Raw genomic sequence first — 19601 nt, forward strand, 5'->3', positions numbered from 1 at the left:
CGATCAGCGGGGCATATTGTCGATGATATCGCGGATATGCTGCGGAAGATCGCCTTCGGTGAAGTTTTCCTGCGCCTCGCGGTCATGAACAAAGGCGAAAATATCCGCCAGATCCTGCCCGCTGAAATCCACCTGATAACCCAGATTATGGTTCTGAAGCGCGAGCATCTGATCCGCACCCCGCCACATCCGGGCAAAGAAATCAAACGGGTCGGTCGTCTGGGACAGGCTGGTGGCGTTCATCGGGGCGGCAGTATGACCCCCAACATTGTTGACCGCATGGCATACAACGCAACCACGATCAGCAAACAGATGCTTACCCCGTTCCGGGTCCATGTCCGGCAGGTTGTTGGTATCCTCGACAATCGTTGTGCGGGTTTCACTGGCACCCGCCAACGACGCAGAAACGGATATCAGCGGTAATGTGAAAAGGACGGGCAGGGCAAGAAAGCGGATGCGGGAAAAATTCATTCGGGCCTCGGTTGCGGAATGGGGGAGCCTTACCTGTACCATAGCAACATTGATCCTGTTTGTCCGGCCCCGATTGCCCGTTCGTCGCGGGCAAGCAGGGCCAGTCCCCTTGTGAGGGATCAGGGAAATATCGGCGGGTTCAGTCGGGCAAAGCCGTCCTGAATGTAATAGGGATAATGCGGATAGGGGGGCTGTCGCTTGCTGACGGTATCAAGGCGCGCCATCTGTTCGTCAGACAGGGACCACCCGATTGCCCCCAGATTATCGCGAAGCTGCTGTTCGTTGCGTGCCCCGATAATCACCGATGCAACAGTGGGGCGACGCAACAGCCAGTTAATGGCGATCTGCGGGACGGACTTGCCGGTTTCCGCGCTGATTTCATCAAGAATATCGACAATATCATACAGAAAGGCATCTTCGACCGGTGGTCCGAATTGGGCGGTTTCGTGCAGTCGGCTGTTTTTGGGGATTGGCGTGTCGCGCCGGATTTTCCCGGTCAGTCGCCCCCAGCCCAGCGGGCTCCAGACCAATGCGCCAAGCCCTTGATCCTGCGCCATCGGCATCAGGTCCCACTCATAATCGCGCCCGACCAGAGAGTAATAAACCTGATGGACGACATAGCGTTCATATCCGTGACGCTCGGACACGGCAATCGATTTCATGATCTGCCAACTGGCAAAATTTGAAACGCCGATATAACGCAGTTTTCCGGCCCGGATGAGGTCATCCAGTGCCGACAGGGTTTCCTCGACCGGGGTGAAGGCATCAAAGGCGTGTAATTGTAGCAGATCGATATAATCAGTACCCAGTCGTTTCAGGGCGGCGTCGGTTGCCGTAATTAGCCGGTGGCGGGATGTGCCAAAGTCATTTGGGCCATCTCCCATCGGCAGGGCAAGCTTGGTTGACAGAATGATCTGATCTCGCCGCCCCTTGATCGCTTCGCCAAGGACCTGTTCGGACGCGCCGTTGGAATAAACATCGGCGCTGTCAAACATGTTCAATCCGGCTTCCAGACTGATATCGATCATACGGGTGGCTTCGCGGGCATCAATGGTGCCCCACGCCCCGAAAAGTGGCCCCTGACCACCAAAGGTGCCCGCGCCAAAGCTGAGCGCGGGGACGCGCAAACCTGAATTCCCCAATTGTCGGTATTCCATTGTCTTCTCCGTCACTGAAAATTGTCCATGAAGCGAATATGGACAGGAAGCACATTTTCAACTAGTCGTATCTTGAGAAGAATATTTGTGAGTTGAATTCCATATGGCGCGACTTGAAACAAACCGGTCCGGTGAAATGGAAGTGTTTGTCCGCGTGGTCGAACGCGGTGGTTTTTCCGCCGCATCACGTGATTTCAACATGACGCCATCTGCCGTAAGCAAACTTGTCGGACGGTTGGAAGACCGGCTGGGAACGCGGCTGTTCAATCGTTCAACCCGAAAGCTGCATCTGACATTCGAGGGGCAACGCTTTTACGAGCGCGCATTGGATATTATTGCCGACCTGAATGATGCCGAACAGGAAGCTGCCGTCGCCATGTCACCCCGTGGACGATTGCGGGTGACGGTGAATATGCTGGTCGGGTTGCATTCTCTGGTGCCTTTGTTGCCGCTGTTTCACGAACGTTATCCCGACATTACGCTTGATGTGACCGTCAGTGACAAGGTGGTTGATCTGTATGAAGAACGTGCCGACGTTGCGATCCGTAGCGGACCCTTGCCGTCATCCGGACTGATTGCGCGCAAACTGGGGCAATGCCGAATGGCGATTGCGGCATCACCGGAATATCTTGCCAAACAGGGACGACCGGAAACCGTCGATGACCTTCAGCACCACACTCTGATCGGATATAACTTTTCTCGGGTCATTCCCGATTGGCCGTTTCGCGTGAAGGATCAGGATGTTTCGGTGATGCCAGGCGGCGTCTTCAACGTTGGGGATGCGGAAAGCGCACGCCAGTTGGCATTGGCCGGAGGTGGTATCGTGCGGCTTGCCCATTTTCAGATTGGTCAGGATATTCGGGATGGTCGATTGGAGTTGTTGCTGGAGGCGTTTCACCCTGGCGGCGGGGTTGATATCAATGTCGTCTATATCGGCGGGCGGGGTCATTTGCCTGCACGTGTCCGGGTATTTCTGGATTTTTGTGCCGAAAATATCCGCCTGAATTGAAAAAGGCCGGGCAAACTGTATTTGCCCGACCTTGGAATTTGATAATCTGTCTTGTCAGTATGCTGCAATAATCTCGCCATGCTTCGTGCAATCGCCTGCGGCCAGATCGACAAACACATCGGTGATGCTGTCGGGGGTAGGCAGGGATTTCGGGTCTTCGCCCGGATAGGCCTCGGCGCGCATTTTGGTGCGAACGCGACCGGGATTGACCAGATTAACCCGCACAGCGCTGTTTTCGACTTCCTGAGCATAAGACAGCACAAGGCTTTCCAGCGCCGCCTTGGTGGCAGCATAAAGGCCCCAGAAGGCCCGGCCTTTGGCCGCCGCATTCGAGGTCAGGAAAATTGCCCGACCGGCATCGGAAAGATGCAGCAATTTGTCAACGCTGCGGATCAGGCGGAAATTGGCCGTGACATTGACCGCAAGGGTATTTTCAAACATCTGGGTATCGATATGACCGACGGGGGCCAATTCGCCCAGCAGGGCGGCATTGCCGACCACGATGTCAAGCTTGCCATATCGTTCATAAATCGACGCACCCATTGCATCGATCTTTTCATACATGGTCAGGTCCAGCGGCAGCAAAACCAGCTTGCCACCCGCCGCGCGGACTTCGTCATCAAGTTCTTCCAGCGCGCCGACATTGCGGCCAAGGGCGATGACTTCGGCCCCTTCGGCGGCGAAACGTTTGGCAATGGCGCGGCCAATACCATGCGATGCACCGGTCACAAGCGCGACCCGGCCTTCAAGACGTCTGGAGGAAGTCATGCATTCTGCCTTTCGACAAGCTGGCTGAGCTTGCGGTCCTTGTTGGTCGCCTGATGGTCGCTCAGCCGGATCGGGTAATCGCCGGTAAAGCAGGCATCGCAGAAAGCCGGGCTTTGCGCATCGCGGCCCGCCGATTGCCCGGCGGCACGATACAGGCCATCAATCGACACAAAAGCCAGACTGTCCACGCCGATCAGTTTTGCCATGCCTTCAAGGTCGTAATTCGCCGCCAGCAATTTGTCCTTTGACGGCGTATCGACGCCATAAAAACACGGGTTGGAGGTCGGCGGGCTGGAAATCCGCATATGGACTTCGCTGGCACCGGCATGGCGAACCATATCGACAATCTTGGTCGAAGTAGTGCCGCGTACAATCGAGTCATCGACAAGGATCACCCGTTTGCCTTTGAGCTTGCCGGGATTGGCATTGTGTTTCAGTTTGACGCCCAGATGGCGGATCTGGTCGGTTGGTTCGATAAAGGTCCGGCCAACATAATGATTGCGGATGATGCCCAATTCAAACGGAATGCCTGATTCTTCGGCATAGCCAAGGGCGGCAGGTACGCCAGAATCGGGGATCGGCACCACAACATCGGCATTGACCGCAGATTCACGGGCCAATTCGCGGCCAATATTTTTGCGCACATCATAAACGCCGGTTCCCTCGACAATGCTGTCGGGGCGGGCGAAATAGACATATTCAAAAATGCAGAAACGCGGTTTGACCTGTTTGAACGGCTTGATCGATTTGATGCCGTCATCGGTGATTTCAACGATTTCGCCCGGTTCGATGTCGCGAATGAATTCCGCGCCAACGATATCAAGGCCCACCGTTTCCGATGACAGAATATAGGCCCCGTTGAATTTGCCCAGAACCAGAGGCCGCACACCCAGCGGGTCACGTACGCCAATCAGCTTTTTCTGGGTCATGACGACAAGGCTGTAGGCACCTTCAACCTGACGAATGGCGTCAATCAGGCGATCAACGATTTTGTCATACAGGCTGGTGGCGATCAGATGGATGAAAACTTCGGTATCGGCGGTGGATTGAAAAATCGATCCGCGTTTGACAAGGCGTTCACGCACCGCAAGCGCATTGGTCAGATTGCCGTTATGGGCAATCGCAAGGCCGCCAAAATCAAAATCGGCAAATAATGGTTGCACATTGCGCAACCCCTTGCCGCCTGCGGTGGAATAACGCACATGCCCGACGGCGCGATGCCCCGGCAGGCTTTGAATCACATCTTGCGATCCGAAAATATCGCCGACCTGCCCGGATGCCCGATGGGCGGGAAAATCCGAACCGTCATAGGCGACGATCCCGGCGGCTTCCTGTCCGCGATGTTGAAGGGCATGCAGCCCCAACGCGGTCAGGGCGGCGGCATCGGTCGATCCGAATACACCGAAAACGCCACATTCTTCGCGTAGCTTGTCGTCATCAAAAGGATTGGTGGTCAGCATTGAGTGGGTTCCGCTCTCTCGCCCGGTGGCGTTCGGAGACCCGCAACCTTTGCGGAACCCGCACGCCTCACTCGTTGATGGTGGTCGCCTCGATCAGGCGATCCATGTCGTCGCGCGAGGGCGTTGTATACCCCTTTAGGGTCTCCGGTCCAGTCCCTTTTGGTGTCGGGCCCAGAAGTTGACGATATGTTTGTTCGCGGGCATCTGCTTCTTGCTGGGTGCGGCTGATTTCTTCGGCGGTTGTGTCAAACAGGCTGTCGGGCATTGCCTGCTTTAACAAAAACGCGCCTTCTTCCAAAACCGGGGTGGTCCGGGCATCGCGGACCCATGCGGGTTGCTGCGGTGTTGGCAAAAACCATGACAGGGCCAAAAAGGCGATGGAAACCAGAACCCCGCCGCGCACCAGACCGAAAACAAAGCCCAGCGTGCTGTCGAGGCTATCCAGGCCAGAACCTTGTACTGCCTTGGCAATGCGGCCACTGATAAAGGAAAACACCAGATAGGCGATCAAAAACAGGCCAACAGCCGTCGCCAGATCGGCAATCAGTTGCGACGGGATCAGGTCGCGGATATAGGGCCGCACCACCGGATACCCATAAAGGGCGGTCATGCCCGCGCCGACCCAGCCCAGCATCGATAGGGTTTCATGAACAAAACCCCGGAAAAAGGCAAACAGACCCGACAGCAGGACAATTCCCACAATCACCAGATCAAAAACATCCCTCGCGCCCAGATCAGGCATGCCGGAGAAATCCTTCGTTTGAAAAACAGGTTAATACATGCCCTCGCGCGGGCGCACTTTATCGCGGATATCATCGCCAAATAGATTTACCAAATCCTGAAGATGGCCGATTTCAACCTGTGCCACGCCTTTGATGCTGATTTTCTTTTTGCCAGACGATCCGCTGCGCGGGATATAGGCATTGGTAAAGCCCAGCTTGGCGGCTTCTTTCAGGCGGGCCTCGGTCTGGCCAACCGGGCGGACTTCGCCAGACAGGCCGATTTCGCCCAGAATAACCGTTTCAGCCGGAACGGCGGCATCGGCCACCGCCGAAATCAGGGCCGAGGCAACGGCAAGATCGGCGGCAGGTTCACCTACCCGCAAGCCGCCCGCAACATTCAAATAAACATCAAATTGCGATAACGGTAATCCGCATCGGGCATCCAGAACGGCAAGGATCATATTCATGCGCGCCGAATCCCAACCGACCACCGCACGGCGCGGCGTGGCAAGGGCCGATTGCGCGACCAGCGCCTGAATCTCCACCAGCATCGGTCGCGTGCCTTCCAGCCCGGCAAAGACGGCGGTGCCGCTGACCGGCTGGTCGCGATCCGCCAGAAAAAGGGCGGACGGGTTGGGGACTTCCAGCAACCCGGCATCGCCCATTTCAAAAACGCCGATTTCATCGGTCGCGCCAAAACGGTTTTTAACCGCGCGCAGGATGCGGAACTGATGGCCGCGTTCGCCTTCAAAATACAGGACGGTATCGACCATATGTTCCAGAACGCGGGGGCCTGCAATTTGGCCTTCCTTGGTGACATGGCCGACCAGAATAACCGCAAAGCCCCGCCGTTTGGCCAGCCGGATCAGTTCCAGTGCACAGGCGCGCACCTGCGATACCGTGCCGGGCGCACTGTCAAGGGTATCTGCGTGCATGGTCTGGATCGAATCGATGACCACGACTTCGTGTGCACTTTGTTCCAGCGTGGTGATGATGTCGCGCAGGCTGGTGGCGGCGGCAAAATCAACATTGCATTTGGCAAGCCCCAGACGGGCGGCGCGCATACGCACCTGATCAATTGCTTCTTCTCCGGAAATATAGGCGCATTTGGTCCGCGCAGACAACGCACCCACCGCCTGAAGCAGGATGGTGGATTTGCCAATGCCGGGGTCGCCACCAACCAGAAGGGCCGATCCGGGCACCAGTCCGCCGCCACAGGCACGATCCAGTTCGGCAATGCCGGTGATGATGCGCGGGGCCTGTGCACTTTTTCCTTGCAGGCCGACGAAATCAAGTTTTTTGCCCTTGGCCCCGGTGGCAATGCCGCTGGTCGCCTTGGGGCCGGCTTCGATGCGTTCTTCGCCAAGGCTGTTCCATTCGCCACAGGCATCGCAACGACCGGTCCATTTCGGATGTTCGGCCCCGCAATTCTGACAGATAAAACGGGTCTGGGTTTTGGCCACGGGCGGCTCCGGTCAACAGGGATGGGGTATCGGTATCAGGGCGTGATCAAAGATGTTTGAGGTCCAGATCCAGCGGACCTTCGATATCGCCCGCGACAAATTGCCGCAAAAACGGATTATCGGCGCTATCGATTTCCGACACTGCCCCGTTCCAGATAATCCTGCCCTGATAGATCATGGCGATGCGATCCGCAATCTTGCGTGCACTCGCCATATCGTGGGTGATGGTGATCGCACTGGCCCCCAGATCGCGGGTGCATTTGACAATCAGGTCATTGATGATATCGCCCATGATCGGATCAAGGCCGGTGGTCGGTTCATCAAAAAACAGGATTTCGGGTTTGGTGGCAATCGCACGGGCCAGACCTACCCGTTTTTGCATCCCGCCCGACAAGGTGGCGGGGGAAAGCATGGCGATTTCGGGACCCAGTCCCACATCGGCCAGGCGCTCCATCGCAATGTCGCGGGCGGCGCGGCGCGAGATATTTTTGCCTTCGATCAGGCCAAAGGCGATATTTTCCCAGACATTCATCGAATCAAACAGGGCAGCACTTTGAAACAGCATGCCGGTTTTCGACAGTACGGTTTCGCGCAAGGAGCGGCTGGCACCAACCATTTGTTCGCCATTGACCAGAATGGACCCCTGATCGGCGTCAAGCAGGCCCAGAATACATTTGAGCGTCACTGATTTTCCCGTGCCTGACCCGCCGATGATGGCAACGGATTCCCCCGGTGCAACGTCAAGATCAATCCCCTGCAAAACTTTTTTCGGACCAAAGGATTTGTGAACATCGCGCAACGAGATTTTCGGGTTGTCGGTCATCGAATATTCCTCAACGGGTAAAGAACAGTTCGGTGACGACATAGTTGGAAATCAGAATCAGGATCGAACTGGAAACCACGGCATTTGTAGTCGCCTGTCCAACACCATGCGCCCCGCCTTTGGAATGATATCCGTGATAACAGCCCATCAATGTGATGATGAACCCAAAAACCGATGCCTTGACCAGACCCGATACGACATCCAGTACTTCAAGATATTCAAAGGTGTTTTTGATATAGGAGCCGGAATTGAAATCCAGTTTATGGACGCCGACAATATAACCGCCCAGAACCCCGATGATATCGCCGATAAACACCAGCAGCGGCAGGGTCAGCAACCCGGCCAGAACACGCGGCACCACCAGATATTTAAACGGGTTGGTGGACAGGGTAACCAGCGCATCAATCTGTTCGGTGACGCGCATGGTGCCGATTTCAGCGGCAATCGCCGCCCCGACGCGCCCCGCGACCATCAAACCGGCCAGAACCGGGCCCAGTTCGCGGGTCATCGAAATTACAACGACGGTGGCAACCGCGCTTTCAGCGGAAAACCGCGAAAAGCCCGAATAACTTTGCAGGGCCAACACCATCCCGGCAAACAGGGTGGTCATGGCGACAACCGGCAACGAGAAATAACCGATCTCGCACATCTGTTTGAAAATCAGGCGGAAATAAAAGCGCGGTGTGACACAATGCCCGACGGTTTTCACCGCGAAAACCGTGACACGGCCAACAACGGCAAAAAAGGCAAGAAACATCCGGCCAACAGGGGCGAAGATCGGCATTAAGACTGACAATCCTATGGTGACTGGCCGGATGGCCAAATCAGTTTTCTGTATAGACCCGCTGGTAACGTTGACCCAGCGAGGTCAGAATTTCATACCCGATTGACCCGGCCATTACACCGATATCATCAATCGTTGTGTCCTTGCCGATCAGGCTGATCATATCGCCCGGCGACAATTTGCCTTCGGGGATGTCGGTGACATCAATGCCAAAGGCATCCATTGACACACGACCGACCATCGGGGTTGTTACCCCGCTGATGCGCAGTTTCCCGGCATTGGACAGGGACCGTAACCAGCCATCGGCATAACCCGCAGCAATGGTTGCAATGCGTGACGGCCTTCCGGCATGCCACGAGGCACCGTAGCCAACCGACTCCCCTGTGTCAATCTGACGCAGTTGCAGAATGCGGGCTTTCAGCGTGACGACAGCGCGCATCGGGTTTTCTTTTTCCGGCGTCGGATTGCCGCCCCACAGGGCATAACCGGGGCGGCAGAATTCAAGATGATATTCCGGATTTCGGAAAATGGCTGATGAATTGCAAAATCCGCGCGGTGCCGGGGGCAGGCGGCGATAGGACTTCATGAACAGATCGAACTGGGTGCGGGTAAACGGATCATCGGGGATATCCGCACTGGCCGGGTGGGTCATGTAACCGGCTTTTTCAAATCCATACAGCAATGAACTGTTGCGATCGACCAGTTCTTCCATGTCGCGAGGCGACAGGCCAAGGCGGTTCATGCCGGTATCCAGATGGATAAAGGCCGGGGCCGGGCGTTCATATTTGCGGCACAGATTGGACCAGCGTTCGATCTGTCCCAGATCATTGAGAACCGGGATCACATCGTTTTCGATGAAAAATTCCTCATCCCCGGGCATCAGGCCATTGAGTACCGCAATCCGCCCGCCGCCGCGCAATAGCGGGAATAAATCGGCGGCTTCATTGGCCTGTGCGACGAAAAACAAACGGCAACCCTGTTTTTTCAGGACCGGAACAATCGCCTGCGCCCCAAGGCCATAGGCATCGGCCTTGACCACGGCGGCACATGTCCGGCCCTGATAATGGCGTTTGATGCGCTGATAATTTTCGGCAATCGCCTTGAGATTGATTTCAAGCTGTGCGCAATCGGCAGCACGGCCAGAGGCGGGCAGGACGCTCATTCGCAAAACCCCGTCATATTCAGTGGTCGGTTATTCGTGTTCTTCATCGATAGTCTGGTCAAGATCGCCAAACTTGGTGTAGTTGCCGTCAAAAAACAGCCTGACACTGCCCACCGGGCCATGACGCTGTTTGGCGATGATCACTTCGGCGGTGTTATAGACCAAATTCAGGCGGTCCTGCCATTGCGCGTAACGTTCGCCGAATTTATCGGTCGATTCTTCGGGCTTTTGGGCCGGTTCGCCCCGTTCGAGATAATATTGTTCGCGGTAAATGAACATCACCACGTCGGCGTCTTGCTCGATCGAGCCGGATTCACGCAAATCTGAAAGCTGTGGCCGTTTGTCATCGCGTTGTTCAACCGCACGCGACAACTGAGACAGGGCCAGAACCGGCACTTCCAGTTCCTTGGCAATTGCCTTGAGTGACCGGGTGATTTCCGAAATTTCCTGAACGCGGCCATCCCCCCGGAAATTGGTCGGCGGTGACAAAAGCTGCAAATAGTCAACGACAATCATCGCCAGCCCCTGTTGCCGTTTCAGGCGGCGGCAACGGGTGCGCAGGGTTGAAACCGGCAGGGCAGGCGTATCGTCGATGTAAAGCGGAACGGCATTGAGTTCCTGGGTGGCAGTGACAAGGCGTTCAAAATCTTCTTCGGTCAGATCGCCGCGGCGCATATTGTCGCCCGATACCTCTGCCGCCTGCGATAACAGACGGGCGGCAAGCTGTTCAGCGGCCATTTCAAGCGAGAAAACGGCAATCGCGCCCAGTTTGCCTTCCTTGGTTTCGGTGCCGCCTGCGCGATTTTGCTGGGATGCAATCGCCGCATTAAACGCCAGATTCATCGCCAGCGCGGTTTTACCCATTGATGGGCGTCCGGCCAGAATCAAAAGGTCGGATGGATGAAGGCCGCCCAGTTTGCGGTCAATGTCGCGGAGGCCCGACGTAACGCCGACGACCTTTCCGGCATTGCGAAAGGCATTTTCGGCATTTTCGACCGCTTTGGTCAGGGACGCACCAAACGACACAAAACCCGATTCCGCCGATCCGGATGTCGCCAGCGAAAACAGGCGCTGTTCGGCCTGTTCGATCTGTTGCGGGGCTTCGATATCGATATCGTGGCGATAGGCCTCGTTAACCACGTCTTCGCCGATTTCAATCAGTTCACGCCGCAGATACAGATCATAGACCAGCTTGCCGTAATCCCCGGCATTGATCACCGACACCAGATTGTTCGACAATTCCGCCAGATAACCGGGGCCGCCAATTTCGGCCAGATGTTCATCCTGCCGGAAAAATGCCGACAGGGTGACCGGGTTGGCCAGTTGCCCGCGTTCGATCAGTTTGCCGCTGGCCTCGAAAATCCGGCCATGCCGGGCATCTGCGAAATGTTCCGGGCGCAGAATGTCCGACACGCGCTCATAAGCGGCGTTGTTGTTCAGAATCGCGCCCAAAAGGGCGGCCTCCGCCTCGAAATTGTGGGGCGGGGTGCGTTCAAGCTGCAACTGGTTTTCCGTGCCGCTGTCAGACGAAAGAGGCGCAAACAGGGCGTCAAGCTGGGGATCATTCATGGGGCGGGAGCGTAGCAGTCATGGGTGGGACCTGAAAGTGGAAATCGTTGTTGCCATAGCCGGTATGTTGCAGGCGCAGGGGAACCCGCACATCCGTCCCCTGCGGATTAGCAGAATTTGGAAACAGTTCCAAAAGAAAACGGCGCATCCCGAAGGACGCGCCGTTTCGATATCGCAGACAAAGCAATACCCTGCTTACGCAGTGTATTCTTCGCCTTCGTCACCTTCTTCACCGGCAGCTTCAAAAGCTTCGTCTTCCGAAACTTCTTCGTCGGCCTGTTCGTCTTCTTCTTCAAACTCGTCAAAGCCGCCCAGAACGGTCACACCCTTGCGAAGCTGCTCGGCAGCATCGTCTTCGGTACGACCGACATTGGCAGTGATCGTAACCGAGACTTCCGGGTGCAGCGCGATGATGACATCATGCAGACCAAGGGTCTTGATCGGGGTCGACAGGCGAACCTGGGTGCGGGCAACGGTAAAGCCTGCTTCGGTAACAACAGCCGCGATGTCGCGGGCCGTGACCGAACCATAAAGCTGACCGACGTCCGATGCCTGACGCACGATGGTGACCGCAAGGTCAGCCATCTTGGCCGCAACGGCTTCGGCTTCTTTACGACGTTCAAGATTGTCAGCTTCGAGCTGCACTTTCTGTGCTTCAAAAGCTGCCAGATTTGCCTTGTTTGCACGAAGGGCCATGCCCTTGGGCAGCAAACGGTTACGGGCGTGGCCCGGCTTGACGGTGACAACATCACCCATCTGGCCGAGTTTTTCCACCCGTTCGAGCAGAATAACTTCCATCACCGATCCTCCTCATTGCCACGGGTCATCGGTTGGTTCCCCCGCAGCCTGATTAAATGTTCGACAATTCCAAGACCAGTGACCGCAACAAACGACCAACTGGACAGAACCGCGACGATATAGAATACCGTCAGTACCATATTCTTTTGCGGCCATCGGGCTGCCTGCCCATGCACCAGCGCCAGTCCCTGCAACAGGAAAGGCGCTGCCAGAACCACCGCGACGTTACGTGCCATATATGCCAGATTGCCGTCGGTAAACGCGATCGACGCCCCGGCAAGGGCAAACGCAAACATTGACCATCCGGGCAAGGCCATCGACGCCAGTTCTGGCGTCGGACGCAGGTTTTTGCCTGCGCGGACCAAAATTGCCTGGGCGATTATGGCATTGACCAGCAACATCAGAAGCCAGGACAAAGCCGCAACCGCCGGGAAGTACAACTGGAACGTGGCGATAACATTTTCGACATCAGAGGTCATCGGGACCCCCATTTCCGAATACATCGCGCCCAGGAATTGTTTGATGAATTCCTGTATGTCCAGACCTTCCGCCGATGCCCCGCCCAAAATGATCACCATCATCAGGGCAACAACAACAGCCATGGTGCCAACCACGATTCCCGGCTGAACATAATCCGGTTGCCCGGCTGCATTCATTCGGGTGACCAGCACCATGCGGGTCAATAACATCGCCGGTCCGGCAAACACGATCAGATAGACCGTGAACGGCAGCAATCCCCCAAGTAGCATCAGGGCACTGCATGCGGCGGTTGCCGCAACCAGCAGGCTTTTGGGACCGCGCCACAACCCCAGAAGGAGAAGTGGCAAGTGCCCGAAATACGAGAGCAGCAACGCCAGCGGATGGCCGGTCAATACAAGGAAAAACAGCAGCGCACTGCCCAGTCCGGCCCCGATTGACGTTAGGATATCACGTGACATGCACTACTCCAGGCCCGAGACCGCAACGGGTCTCTTGCCGACTGCCTCAGATCTGATCAGAGTAAGGCAGCAGCGCCAGAAAGCGGGCGCGTTTAATCGCTTTTGCGAGTTCACGCTGCTTTTTGGCCGAAACCGCAGTGATACGGCTCGGAACAATTTTACCGCGTTCGGAAACAAACCGCAGAAGCAGTTTGACATCTTTATAGTCGATTTTCGGCGCATCGCTGCCATCAAACGGGCAGCTTTTACGGCGACGGAAAAACAGACGACGTCCAGCCATAATATAGTCTCCTCTTTACCGGATCAATTCGGACGCGGACCGCGCGGGCCACGGGGGCCACGGCTGCCACGTTCATCGCGGTTGCGCAGAATGGCGGACTGCTCTTCTTCGAACGCGTCAACCTTGACGGTCATTTCGCGCAGAACGTCTTCGTTCAGGCGCATCTGACGCTCATATTCCGCAATCGCATCCTTGTCGGCGTCGATCTGGAAGAGAGTATAATGACCCTTGCGGTTTTTGTTGACCCGGTAAGCCAGTGCGCGCAAACCCCAATATTCGGTTTTGGCAACAGTGGCACCCAGTTCGGTAATAACCTGGACCATCTTTTCGTTCAGGGCTTCGACCTGTGCGGTCGAGAAGTCCTGACGTGCGATATACACGCTTTCGTACTTGCTCATAATTCTCCTAATCACTCCTTGTGGCTTATCTCTTCCGGCATGACCTCATGTCATGCAAGCATAGCCGGGCAACCCCGGCAAGGAGCCATGAGGCGGGCAATATACACTTTTCCCCACCCTGCGCAACCGCAAATGCCGCGACTTTCAGGCGGGTTTTCCGGAATGCTGCATGGCACGGGTAAAACATCCTGTTTGACCGTGGCGCGATGTTTGTTAGGGTCGATCCCCCCGATGATGCCGTCCGGTCTTGACACAGAACGGGCGGGCGCTATCAAGGGGACCTTAAAAAAGGATCGCGCCCGGCAACCGGGTGATGACTATCATGCAGACAAGGGTATTACATATATAATGTCACGCGCATTCGTTTTCCCCGGACAGGGGTCGCAAGCGGTTGGGATGGGCAAGGAACTGGCGGATGCCTTTCCAGTGGCCCGCGCCGTTTTTCAGGAAGTTGACGAAGCCCTTTCGCAGAATTTAAGTCAGTTGATGTTTGACGGACCGGAAAGCGAACTGACGCTGACGGCCAATGCCCAGCCCGCCCTGATGGCCGTCAGTCTGGCCGTCACCCGCGTTCTGGAATCCGAGGGGGGCTTTGCCCTGACCGATAAATGCGATCTGGTGGCGGGGCATTCGCTGGGCGAATATTCGGCACTGGCCGCGGCCGGAACTTTTGGCATTGCCGATGCCGCCCGCCTGTTGAAAACTCGCGGACAGGCAATGCAGGCTGCCGTGCCAGTGGGCATTGGCGCGATGGCCGCCCTTTTGGGGCTGAGCTTTGACGAAACGGTTGCGGTGGCAGAAGCTGCCGCCCAGGGTGATGTCTGTGCGGCGGCCAATGACAATGCCGACGGGCAGGTTGTGGTCTCCGGGCACAAGGCTGCGGTGGAACGCGCGATGGAACTGGCAAAGGAAAAGGGGGCAAAGCGTGCCATCCTGTTGCCGGTATCCGCCCCGTTCCATTGTTCTTTGATGCAGCCCGCCGCCGATGCGATGGCGGTGGCCTTGTCGCAAGTGACGATGCGTAATCCGAACAAGCCGCTGGTCGCCAATGTGACGGCCCAAAAAGTTGCCGATGCCGAAGAAATTCGCGATTTGCTGATCCAGCAGGTGTGCGGCACCGTGCGCTGGCGCGAGTCTGTCCTTTATATGAAGACGCAGGGCGTCACCGATTTGGTCGAAATCGGGGCCGGTAAGGTTCTGAGCGGCATGGTGCGCCGGATTGACAAGGATATGACCGGTAGTGCCATCAATGGTCCGGCAGATATCGAAGCCTTTCTGGCCGCGCTATAAGCGGACGACAGGGTTGATGCGAACAAGGAAAGAATGAATATGTTTGATCTTGCAGGAAAAACCGCTCTGGTCACCGGTGCTACCGGAGGCATCGGCGGCGAAATCGCCAAAATGTTAGCGCAGGCCGGTGCGCGTGTCGCCCTTTCGGGTACCCGTCAGGAACGGCTTGAAGCGATGGCGGTCGAAATTGGCGGCGATGTTGTTATTGTGCCGGGCAATCTGTCTGACCCGGCATCGGTTGATGGTCTGATCAAACAGGCCGAAGAAGCATTGGGCGGGCAGCTTGATATCCTTGTCAACAATGCCGGGATTACCCGCGACCAGTTGGCGATGCGAATGAAAGACGAAGACTGGCAGGCGGTTCTGGATGTCAATCTGACGGCGGCATTCAAACTGGCGCGCAATTGCCTGCGCGGCATGATGAAGCGTCGTCATGGCCGTATTATCAACATTACCTCGATTGTCGGTGTGACCGGGAATCCGGGGCAGGCGAATTATGCAGCGGCCAAGGCCGGGATGATTGGCTGGTCAAAATCGCTGGCGCAGGAAGTGGCGTCGCGGGGGATTACGGTTAATTGTGTTGCCCCGGGATTCATCACAACGGCGATGACCGACGAGTTGGACGAAACGCAAAAAGAGAAGCTTTTGGGCGCTATTCCGGCAGGCCGGATGGGCGAAAGTGCCGAGATCGCAGCAGCGGTTCTGTATCTTGCCAGTGACGAGGCTGCCTATGTCACCGGTCAGACCTTGCATGTGAATGGCGGAATGGCGATGATTTAACCCGTTGCGGGTTTCATGCTTTTCTGTTTAAAAGGTGCCGCAATACAGAATCATGAAACGGGCGATTGACATTGCCGGTTTCCGGTTCCCGCGGGTCCCTGTCAATAGGGGGTTCTTGAGGGCACCAGATAACGTAAAAACTGACAGAAAACCTATTGAAGGATTTTGAGCTATGAGTGATGTCGCAGATCGCGTGAAGAAGATCGTTGTCGAACACCTCGGTGTTGAGGAAGACAAGGTCACCGAAAACGCCAGCTTCATCGACGATCTGGGCGCCGATAGCCTGGACACGGTCGAACTGGTTATGGCGTTTGAAGAAGAATTCGGATGCGAAATTCCTGATGATGCTGCCGAAAAGATTCTGACCGTCAAAGACGCGATTGACTTCATCGAGAAGAACAACGGCTGATTTGTCGTTTGAATCGGGCGCCAGAGGCATCCTCGGGCGCCCGTTTCGTCTTTGCAGTAAATAACAGGATAAAGGCGTGAACGGGATGAGACGCGTAGTTGTTACCGGTCTTGGTGCCGTTACACCGCTGGCAAGCGGTGCACAGGCGACTTGGAAAAAGCTGCTGGCAAGCCAATCCGGCATCAAAAACATTGATCATTTCGATGTGTCCGATATTCCGGCTAAAATTGCGGGCATGGTTCCCGCCGGGACGGGCGAAGGGCAATTTAACGCCGAAGACTATATTTCGATCAAAGACATGAAAAAAATGGACGATTTTATCGTCTATGGTGTTGCTGCTGCGGATCAGGCGCTGGCGGATTCCGGATGGAAACCCGAAAGCGACGAAGATCAGGAAGCAACCGGTGTTATGATCGGGTCGGGGATTGGCGGTTTGCCGCGTATTTCCGAGGCAAGCGAACTGGTCAATAATGGCAATACGCGCCGGGTCAGCCCGTTTTTCATTCCGTCTTGCCTGATTAATCTGGTTTCAGGCCAGGTTTCGATCAAACATGGCCTTAAGGGTCCGAACCATGCGGTTGTCACCGCCTGTTCGACCGGTGCGCACGCCATTGGCGATGCGTCGCGCATGATCATGCTGGGCGATGCCGATGTCATGGTTGCCGGTGGGGCCGAAGCCGCTGTTTGCCGGATTGGCATGGCCGGTTTTGCTGCTGCACGGGCATTGTCGACCGGATATAACGACTCCCCGACCGAGGCATCCCGCCCGTGGGACAAGGGCCGTGACGGCTTTGTCATGGGTGAAGGAGCCGGTTGTGTGGTTCTTGAAGAATATGAACATGCCAAGGCACGGGGGGCGCGTATTTACGCCGAAGTCGTTGGTTATGGCATGTCAGGTGATGCCTATCACATTACGGCACCGACGCCCGATGGCAATGGCGGTTTCCGCGCCATGCGCAACGCATTGCGCAATGCCGGCCTGAACCCCGAAGATGTCGATTACGTCAATGCCCATGGCACATCTACGCCGTTGGGCGATGAAATCGAACTGGGTGCAGTGAAACGTCTGTTTGGCGATGCGGCCAGCAAATTGTCCATGTCGTCGACCAAATCATCGACCGGCCATCTTTTGGGGGCCGCCGGTGCGATTGAGGCGGTGTTCTCGATCATGGCGATTTATGACAATGTTGCGCCGCCGACCCTGAATTTGCGGGACCCGTCGGATGCCTGTCTTGGTATGGATTTGGTGCCGCTCGAAGCCAAACAACGTAAAATCAATGTTGCCCTGTCGAATTCGTTCGGATTTGGCGGCACCAATGCTTCGCTGGTTTTCAAAGCCGTTTGACGATGTAACCGCGGGGTAACGCCGTGAAGCGTTTTCTCCTTGTTATCGGATTTTTATGCCTCGCCGCCCTTCTCACCCTTGGTGGGGGGGCGGTGTATGTGCATTCGTCCTATACATCGCCCAGCCAGTTGGACAAAGACGTCAATCTGGTGGTGCCGCAAGGCACCGGGGTGCGCGGTATTGCCGATCTTTTTTTCCGGCAGAACATTGTTGAAGACCCGTTGATTTTTCTGATCGGGGTGCGGGTCACCGGTCTTGATCGTGCCTTGCGCGCCGGGGAATACCACTTTCCCGCCGGGGTCAGCCCGCGCGAGGCCGCCGAAATTCTGGCGACCGGCCAGACCGTCAAACGGTTTGTCACCATTCCCGAAGGCTTGCGGTCCGGCGAAATTATCGAACGACTGTCACAGATTGACGGGCTGGTCGGCGATGTTGAAATACTTCCGACCGATGGTAGTCTGTTGCCGGAAACCTATCAATTTTCGCTGGGCGATTCGCGACAATCGATTGTGGATCGCATGATTGCCGCCCACGACGCCGCAATTACGGATTTGTGGCCGCGGCGCGAAGCCGGATTGCCGTTCGACACACCCGAAGAAGCGATTATTCTGGCATCGATTGTCGAACGCGAAACCGGGGTTGCCGCCGAGAGGCCACGTGTGGCCGGGGTATTTGTCAATCGCCTGCGCATCAAAATGCGATTGCAATCCGACCCGACGGTGGCCTATGCCGTCAGCCCGGACAAACGTCTGGACCGACCCTTGTCCCGTGCTGATCTCAAATTTGACAGCCCCTATAACACCTATGTTTATGCCGGGTTACCGCCATCGCCGATCACCAATCCGGGGCGCGATGCCATTGCCGCCGTGCTGAACCCGGCCAAAACAGATGAATTTTACTTCGTCGCTGATGGTACGGGCGGTCATGCATTTGCCCGCACACTGGACGAACATAACCGCAATGTAGCGCGCTGGCGCAAATTGAACAGCGGCGACTGACGGATCATTCCGGCAGAACCCGTGGTGCGCTTGCAGCCTTGCGCGGAATGCGTTTTGCCGCCCGGTCCAGAATGCTCTGCGGCAGCAATTTCAGAAATGTCGATGCTATATTCATCTGCCACGGAAAGGCGATGATGCCCTTGTTGCGGGTCAGGCCGCGATCAATGATTTTGGCGGCTTTGTCTGCCTTCATGAAAAACGGCATCGGGAAATCATTGGCATCGGTGATGCGGCTTTGGACAAAACCGGGGCAGATGACATTGACCTTGACCCCGAACGGGGCCAGCGCACCGCGCAATCCTTCGCCATAGACGCGCACGGCGGCCTTGCTGGCGCAATAGGCCGGGGCCGATGGCAGGCCGCGATAGGATGCCTGTGACGCCATGATGGCGATTTGCCCGCGCCTGCGCAGGGTCATGCAGGCAACAGCCGGATCGATGGTATTCAGAACGCCCGCAACATTGGTGGCAAGGATATCGCGCACCTGTTCGGGGCTTTCGCCATCCTGTCCGGTTCCGGCAGAAATCCCGGCATTGGCGATGACAAGGCTGAGCGGCATGATACCGTCGCACTGGATCACGTAATCATGCAGGGTTTCGCGCTCTGTCACATCCAGTACATCGGAAAACACATTGGCACCCTTGGCCCGGCAATCATTTTCCACCTGTTTGAGGCGCGCCAGATTGCGCCCGCTCAGAAACAGGGTGGTTCCGGCGCAGGCATAATGCCGGGCCAAAGCCGCCCCGATGCCTGAACTGGCCCCGGTGATCAGAATGGCGCTATATTGCATGGACATTGGTGTGCGGGTCCCCTTGTTGGTCACATGGTATATCGTGGCCGGGAAAATGAAACATGAATAGGGCATCAATGTGAAAGCGCTGTGTTTTTTTGCGATGATGATGGCGGGCGCATTTTGTTGGCGGGCGGCGGTCAACCCGCTATAAACACCCGGCATTTAAAAAAGGACTGGATAATAT

The 19601-nt window shown here is 56.3% G+C and carries 21 protein-coding genes; 6 read left to right on the forward strand and 15 right to left on the reverse strand.

Going from position 1 to position 19601, the window contains the following annotated elements:
* Nucleotides 1–3: 3 nt before the first annotated feature.
* Together Q8O73_RS18100 and Q8O73_RS18105 are read right to left on the reverse strand one after the other, a co-directional pair.
* On the reverse strand, nucleotides 4–471 hold the full coding sequence (locus Q8O73_RS18100) for a c-type cytochrome (RefSeq protein ID WP_305559601.1): 468 nt from the start codon (nucleotides 469–471) through the stop codon (nucleotides 4–6).
* Between the two features lie 119 nt (nucleotides 472–590).
* Nucleotides 591–1628: an aldo/keto reductase gene (locus Q8O73_RS18105; RefSeq protein WP_305559602.1), complete on the reverse strand. Its 1038-nt coding sequence runs from the start codon at nucleotides 1626–1628 to the stop codon at nucleotides 591–593.
* A gap of 103 nt (nucleotides 1629–1731) precedes the next feature.
* Here Q8O73_RS18105 and Q8O73_RS18110 point away from each other — a divergent pair, with 103 nt between their 5' ends.
* Complete coding sequence (locus Q8O73_RS18110) at nucleotides 1732–2637, forward strand: LysR family transcriptional regulator (protein WP_305559603.1); 906 nt, start codon at nucleotides 1732–1734, stop codon at nucleotides 2635–2637.
* A 54-nt stretch (nucleotides 2638–2691) separates the two neighbouring features.
* Here the strand turns inward: Q8O73_RS18110 and Q8O73_RS18115 are convergent, their stop codons facing one another.
* From Q8O73_RS18115 to rpsF, 12 genes are all read right to left on the reverse strand, one after another.
* Nucleotides 2692–3405: an SDR family NAD(P)-dependent oxidoreductase gene (locus tag Q8O73_RS18115; RefSeq protein WP_305559604.1), complete on the reverse strand. Its 714-nt coding sequence runs from the start codon at nucleotides 3403–3405 to the stop codon at nucleotides 2692–2694.
* Nucleotides 3402–4865 (reverse strand): amidophosphoribosyltransferase, encoded by a 1464-nt coding sequence (purF, locus tag Q8O73_RS18120; RefSeq protein WP_305559605.1) that lies wholly within the window; start codon nucleotides 4863–4865, stop codon nucleotides 3402–3404. The genes Q8O73_RS18115 and purF overlap by 4 nt, the downstream gene beginning before the upstream one ends.
* Nucleotides 4866–4932: 67 nt before the next feature.
* The gene (locus Q8O73_RS18125; protein WP_305559606.1) at nucleotides 4933–5607 is read right to left on the reverse strand and encodes a CvpA family protein; all 675 of its coding nucleotides are present in this window, start codon (nucleotides 5605–5607) and stop codon (nucleotides 4933–4935) included.
* Nucleotides 5608–5637: 30 nt separating this feature from the next.
* The gene (gene radA, locus Q8O73_RS18130) at nucleotides 5638–7050 is read right to left on the reverse strand and encodes a DNA repair protein RadA (protein ID WP_305559607.1); all 1413 of its coding nucleotides are present in this window, start codon (nucleotides 7048–7050) and stop codon (nucleotides 5638–5640) included.
* Nucleotides 7051–7096: 46 nt separating this feature from the next.
* Nucleotides 7097–7873, reverse strand: a complete 777-nt coding sequence (locus Q8O73_RS18135; protein WP_305559608.1) for an ABC transporter ATP-binding protein — start codon at nucleotides 7871–7873, stop codon at nucleotides 7097–7099.
* 10 nt (nucleotides 7874–7883) lie between these two features.
* Nucleotides 7884–8657: an ABC transporter permease gene (locus Q8O73_RS18140; protein ID WP_305559609.1), complete on the reverse strand. Its 774-nt coding sequence runs from the start codon at nucleotides 8655–8657 to the stop codon at nucleotides 7884–7886.
* 40 nt (nucleotides 8658–8697) lie between these two features.
* Nucleotides 8698–9819 carry an alanine racemase gene (gene alr / locus Q8O73_RS18145; protein ID WP_305559610.1) on the reverse strand — a complete coding sequence of 374 codons (1122 nt, stop codon included), beginning with the start codon at nucleotides 9817–9819 and terminating at the stop codon, nucleotides 8698–8700.
* Between the two features lie 30 nt (nucleotides 9820–9849).
* Complete coding sequence (locus tag Q8O73_RS18150; protein WP_305559611.1) at nucleotides 9850–11388, reverse strand: replicative DNA helicase; 1539 nt, start codon at nucleotides 11386–11388, stop codon at nucleotides 9850–9852.
* A gap of 195 nt (nucleotides 11389–11583) precedes the next feature.
* Nucleotides 11584–12186, reverse strand: coding sequence for a 50S ribosomal protein L9 (gene rplI / locus Q8O73_RS18155; RefSeq protein ID WP_305559612.1), 603 nt, complete (start codon nucleotides 12184–12186; stop codon nucleotides 11584–11586).
* A complete protein-coding gene (locus tag Q8O73_RS18160) occupies nucleotides 12186–13124 on the reverse strand; it encodes a DUF2232 domain-containing protein (protein ID WP_305559613.1) in 939 nt (312 codons plus the stop codon). The genes rplI and Q8O73_RS18160 overlap by 1 nt, the downstream gene beginning before the upstream one ends.
* 46 nt (nucleotides 13125–13170) lie before the next feature.
* Nucleotides 13171–13404 (reverse strand): 30S ribosomal protein S18, encoded by a 234-nt coding sequence (gene rpsR, locus Q8O73_RS18165; RefSeq protein WP_305559614.1) that lies wholly within the window; start codon nucleotides 13402–13404, stop codon nucleotides 13171–13173.
* 23 nt (nucleotides 13405–13427) lie between these two features.
* Nucleotides 13428–13802, reverse strand: coding sequence for a 30S ribosomal protein S6 (rpsF, locus tag Q8O73_RS18170; protein ID WP_305559615.1), 375 nt, complete (start codon nucleotides 13800–13802; stop codon nucleotides 13428–13430).
* Between the two features lie 348 nt (nucleotides 13803–14150).
* Here rpsF and fabD point away from each other — a divergent pair, with 348 nt between their 5' ends.
* The 5 genes from fabD to mltG all read left to right on the forward strand — a co-directional run bounded on the left by fabD (nucleotide 14151) and on the right by mltG (nucleotide 18624).
* Nucleotides 14151–15092, forward strand: coding sequence for an ACP S-malonyltransferase (fabD, locus tag Q8O73_RS18175; RefSeq protein WP_305559616.1), 942 nt, complete (start codon nucleotides 14151–14153; stop codon nucleotides 15090–15092).
* Between the two features lie 39 nt (nucleotides 15093–15131).
* Nucleotides 15132–15872, forward strand: a complete 741-nt coding sequence (gene fabG / locus Q8O73_RS18180; protein WP_305559617.1) for a 3-oxoacyl-[acyl-carrier-protein] reductase — start codon at nucleotides 15132–15134, stop codon at nucleotides 15870–15872.
* Nucleotides 15873–16044: 172 nt separating this feature from the next.
* Nucleotides 16045–16281 carry an acyl carrier protein gene (locus Q8O73_RS18185; protein ID WP_305559618.1) on the forward strand — a complete coding sequence of 79 codons (237 nt, stop codon included), beginning with the start codon at nucleotides 16045–16047 and terminating at the stop codon, nucleotides 16279–16281.
* 85 nt (nucleotides 16282–16366) lie between these two features.
* Complete coding sequence (gene fabF, locus Q8O73_RS18190; RefSeq protein WP_305559619.1) at nucleotides 16367–17626, forward strand: beta-ketoacyl-ACP synthase II; 1260 nt, start codon at nucleotides 16367–16369, stop codon at nucleotides 17624–17626.
* Nucleotides 17627–17649: 23 nt separating this feature from the next.
* The gene (gene mltG, locus Q8O73_RS18195) at nucleotides 17650–18624 is read left to right on the forward strand and encodes an endolytic transglycosylase MltG (RefSeq protein WP_305559620.1); all 975 of its coding nucleotides are present in this window, start codon (nucleotides 17650–17652) and stop codon (nucleotides 18622–18624) included.
* 4 nt (nucleotides 18625–18628) lie between these two features.
* On the opposite strand, the gene Q8O73_RS18200 is transcribed toward mltG, so the two are convergent.
* Nucleotides 18629–19420, reverse strand: a complete 792-nt coding sequence (locus Q8O73_RS18200; protein ID WP_305559621.1) for an SDR family oxidoreductase — start codon at nucleotides 19418–19420, stop codon at nucleotides 18629–18631.
* Nucleotides 19421–19601 lie beyond the last annotated feature (181 nt).

The sequence above is a fragment of the Thalassospira sp. genome (assembly GCF_030690045.1).
In the GTDB taxonomy this organism is placed as follows: domain Bacteria; phylum Pseudomonadota; class Alphaproteobacteria; order Rhodospirillales; family Thalassospiraceae; genus Thalassospira.

What these genes read in the sequence shown, in the direction of transcription:
- Q8O73_RS18100 (WP_305559601.1), bottom strand. Translation starts at nt 471, where the DNA reads ATGAATTTTTCCCGCATCCGCTTTCTTGCCCTGCCCGTCCTTTTCACA.
- Q8O73_RS18105 (WP_305559602.1), bottom strand. Translation starts at nt 1,628, where the DNA reads ATGGAATACCGACAATTGGGGAATTCAGGTTTGCGCGTCCCCGCGCTC.
- Q8O73_RS18110 (WP_305559603.1), top strand. Translation starts at nt 1,732, where the DNA reads ATGGCGCGACTTGAAACAAACCGGTCCGGTGAAATGGAAGTGTTTGTC.
- Q8O73_RS18115 (WP_305559604.1), bottom strand. Translation starts at nt 3,405, where the DNA reads ATGACTTCCTCCAGACGTCTTGAAGGCCGGGTCGCGCTTGTGACCGGT.
- purF (WP_305559605.1), bottom strand. Translation starts at nt 4,865, where the DNA reads ATGCTGACCACCAATCCTTTTGATGACGACAAGCTACGCGAAGAATGT.
- Q8O73_RS18125 (WP_305559606.1), bottom strand. Translation starts at nt 5,607, where the DNA reads ATGCCTGATCTGGGCGCGAGGGATGTTTTTGATCTGGTGATTGTGGGA.
- Q8O73_RS18135 (WP_305559608.1), bottom strand. Translation starts at nt 7,873, where the DNA reads ATGACCGACAACCCGAAAATCTCGTTGCGCGATGTTCACAAATCCTTT.
- Q8O73_RS18140 (WP_305559609.1), bottom strand. Translation starts at nt 8,657, where the DNA reads ATGCCGATCTTCGCCCCTGTTGGCCGGATGTTTCTTGCCTTTTTTGCC.
- alr (WP_305559610.1), bottom strand. Translation starts at nt 9,819, where the DNA reads ATGAGCGTCCTGCCCGCCTCTGGCCGTGCTGCCGATTGCGCACAGCTT.
- Q8O73_RS18150 (WP_305559611.1), bottom strand. Translation starts at nt 11,388, where the DNA reads ATGAATGATCCCCAGCTTGACGCCCTGTTTGCGCCTCTTTCGTCTGAC.
- rplI (WP_305559612.1), bottom strand. Translation starts at nt 12,186, where the DNA reads ATGGAAGTTATTCTGCTCGAACGGGTGGAAAAACTCGGCCAGATGGGT.
- Q8O73_RS18160 (WP_305559613.1), bottom strand. Translation starts at nt 13,124, where the DNA reads ATGTCACGTGATATCCTAACGTCAATCGGGGCCGGACTGGGCAGTGCG.
- rpsR (WP_305559614.1), bottom strand. Translation starts at nt 13,404, where the DNA reads ATGGCTGGACGTCGTCTGTTTTTCCGTCGCCGTAAAAGCTGCCCGTTT.
- rpsF (WP_305559615.1), bottom strand. Translation starts at nt 13,802, where the DNA reads ATGAGCAAGTACGAAAGCGTGTATATCGCACGTCAGGACTTCTCGACC.
- fabD (WP_305559616.1), top strand. Translation starts at nt 14,151, where the DNA reads ATGTCACGCGCATTCGTTTTCCCCGGACAGGGGTCGCAAGCGGTTGGG.
- fabG (WP_305559617.1), top strand. Translation starts at nt 15,132, where the DNA reads ATGTTTGATCTTGCAGGAAAAACCGCTCTGGTCACCGGTGCTACCGGA.
- Q8O73_RS18185 (WP_305559618.1), top strand. Translation starts at nt 16,045, where the DNA reads ATGAGTGATGTCGCAGATCGCGTGAAGAAGATCGTTGTCGAACACCTC.
- fabF (WP_305559619.1), top strand. Translation starts at nt 16,367, where the DNA reads ATGAGACGCGTAGTTGTTACCGGTCTTGGTGCCGTTACACCGCTGGCA.
- Q8O73_RS18200 (WP_305559621.1), bottom strand. Translation starts at nt 19,420, where the DNA reads ATGTCCATGCAATATAGCGCCATTCTGATCACCGGGGCCAGTTCAGGC.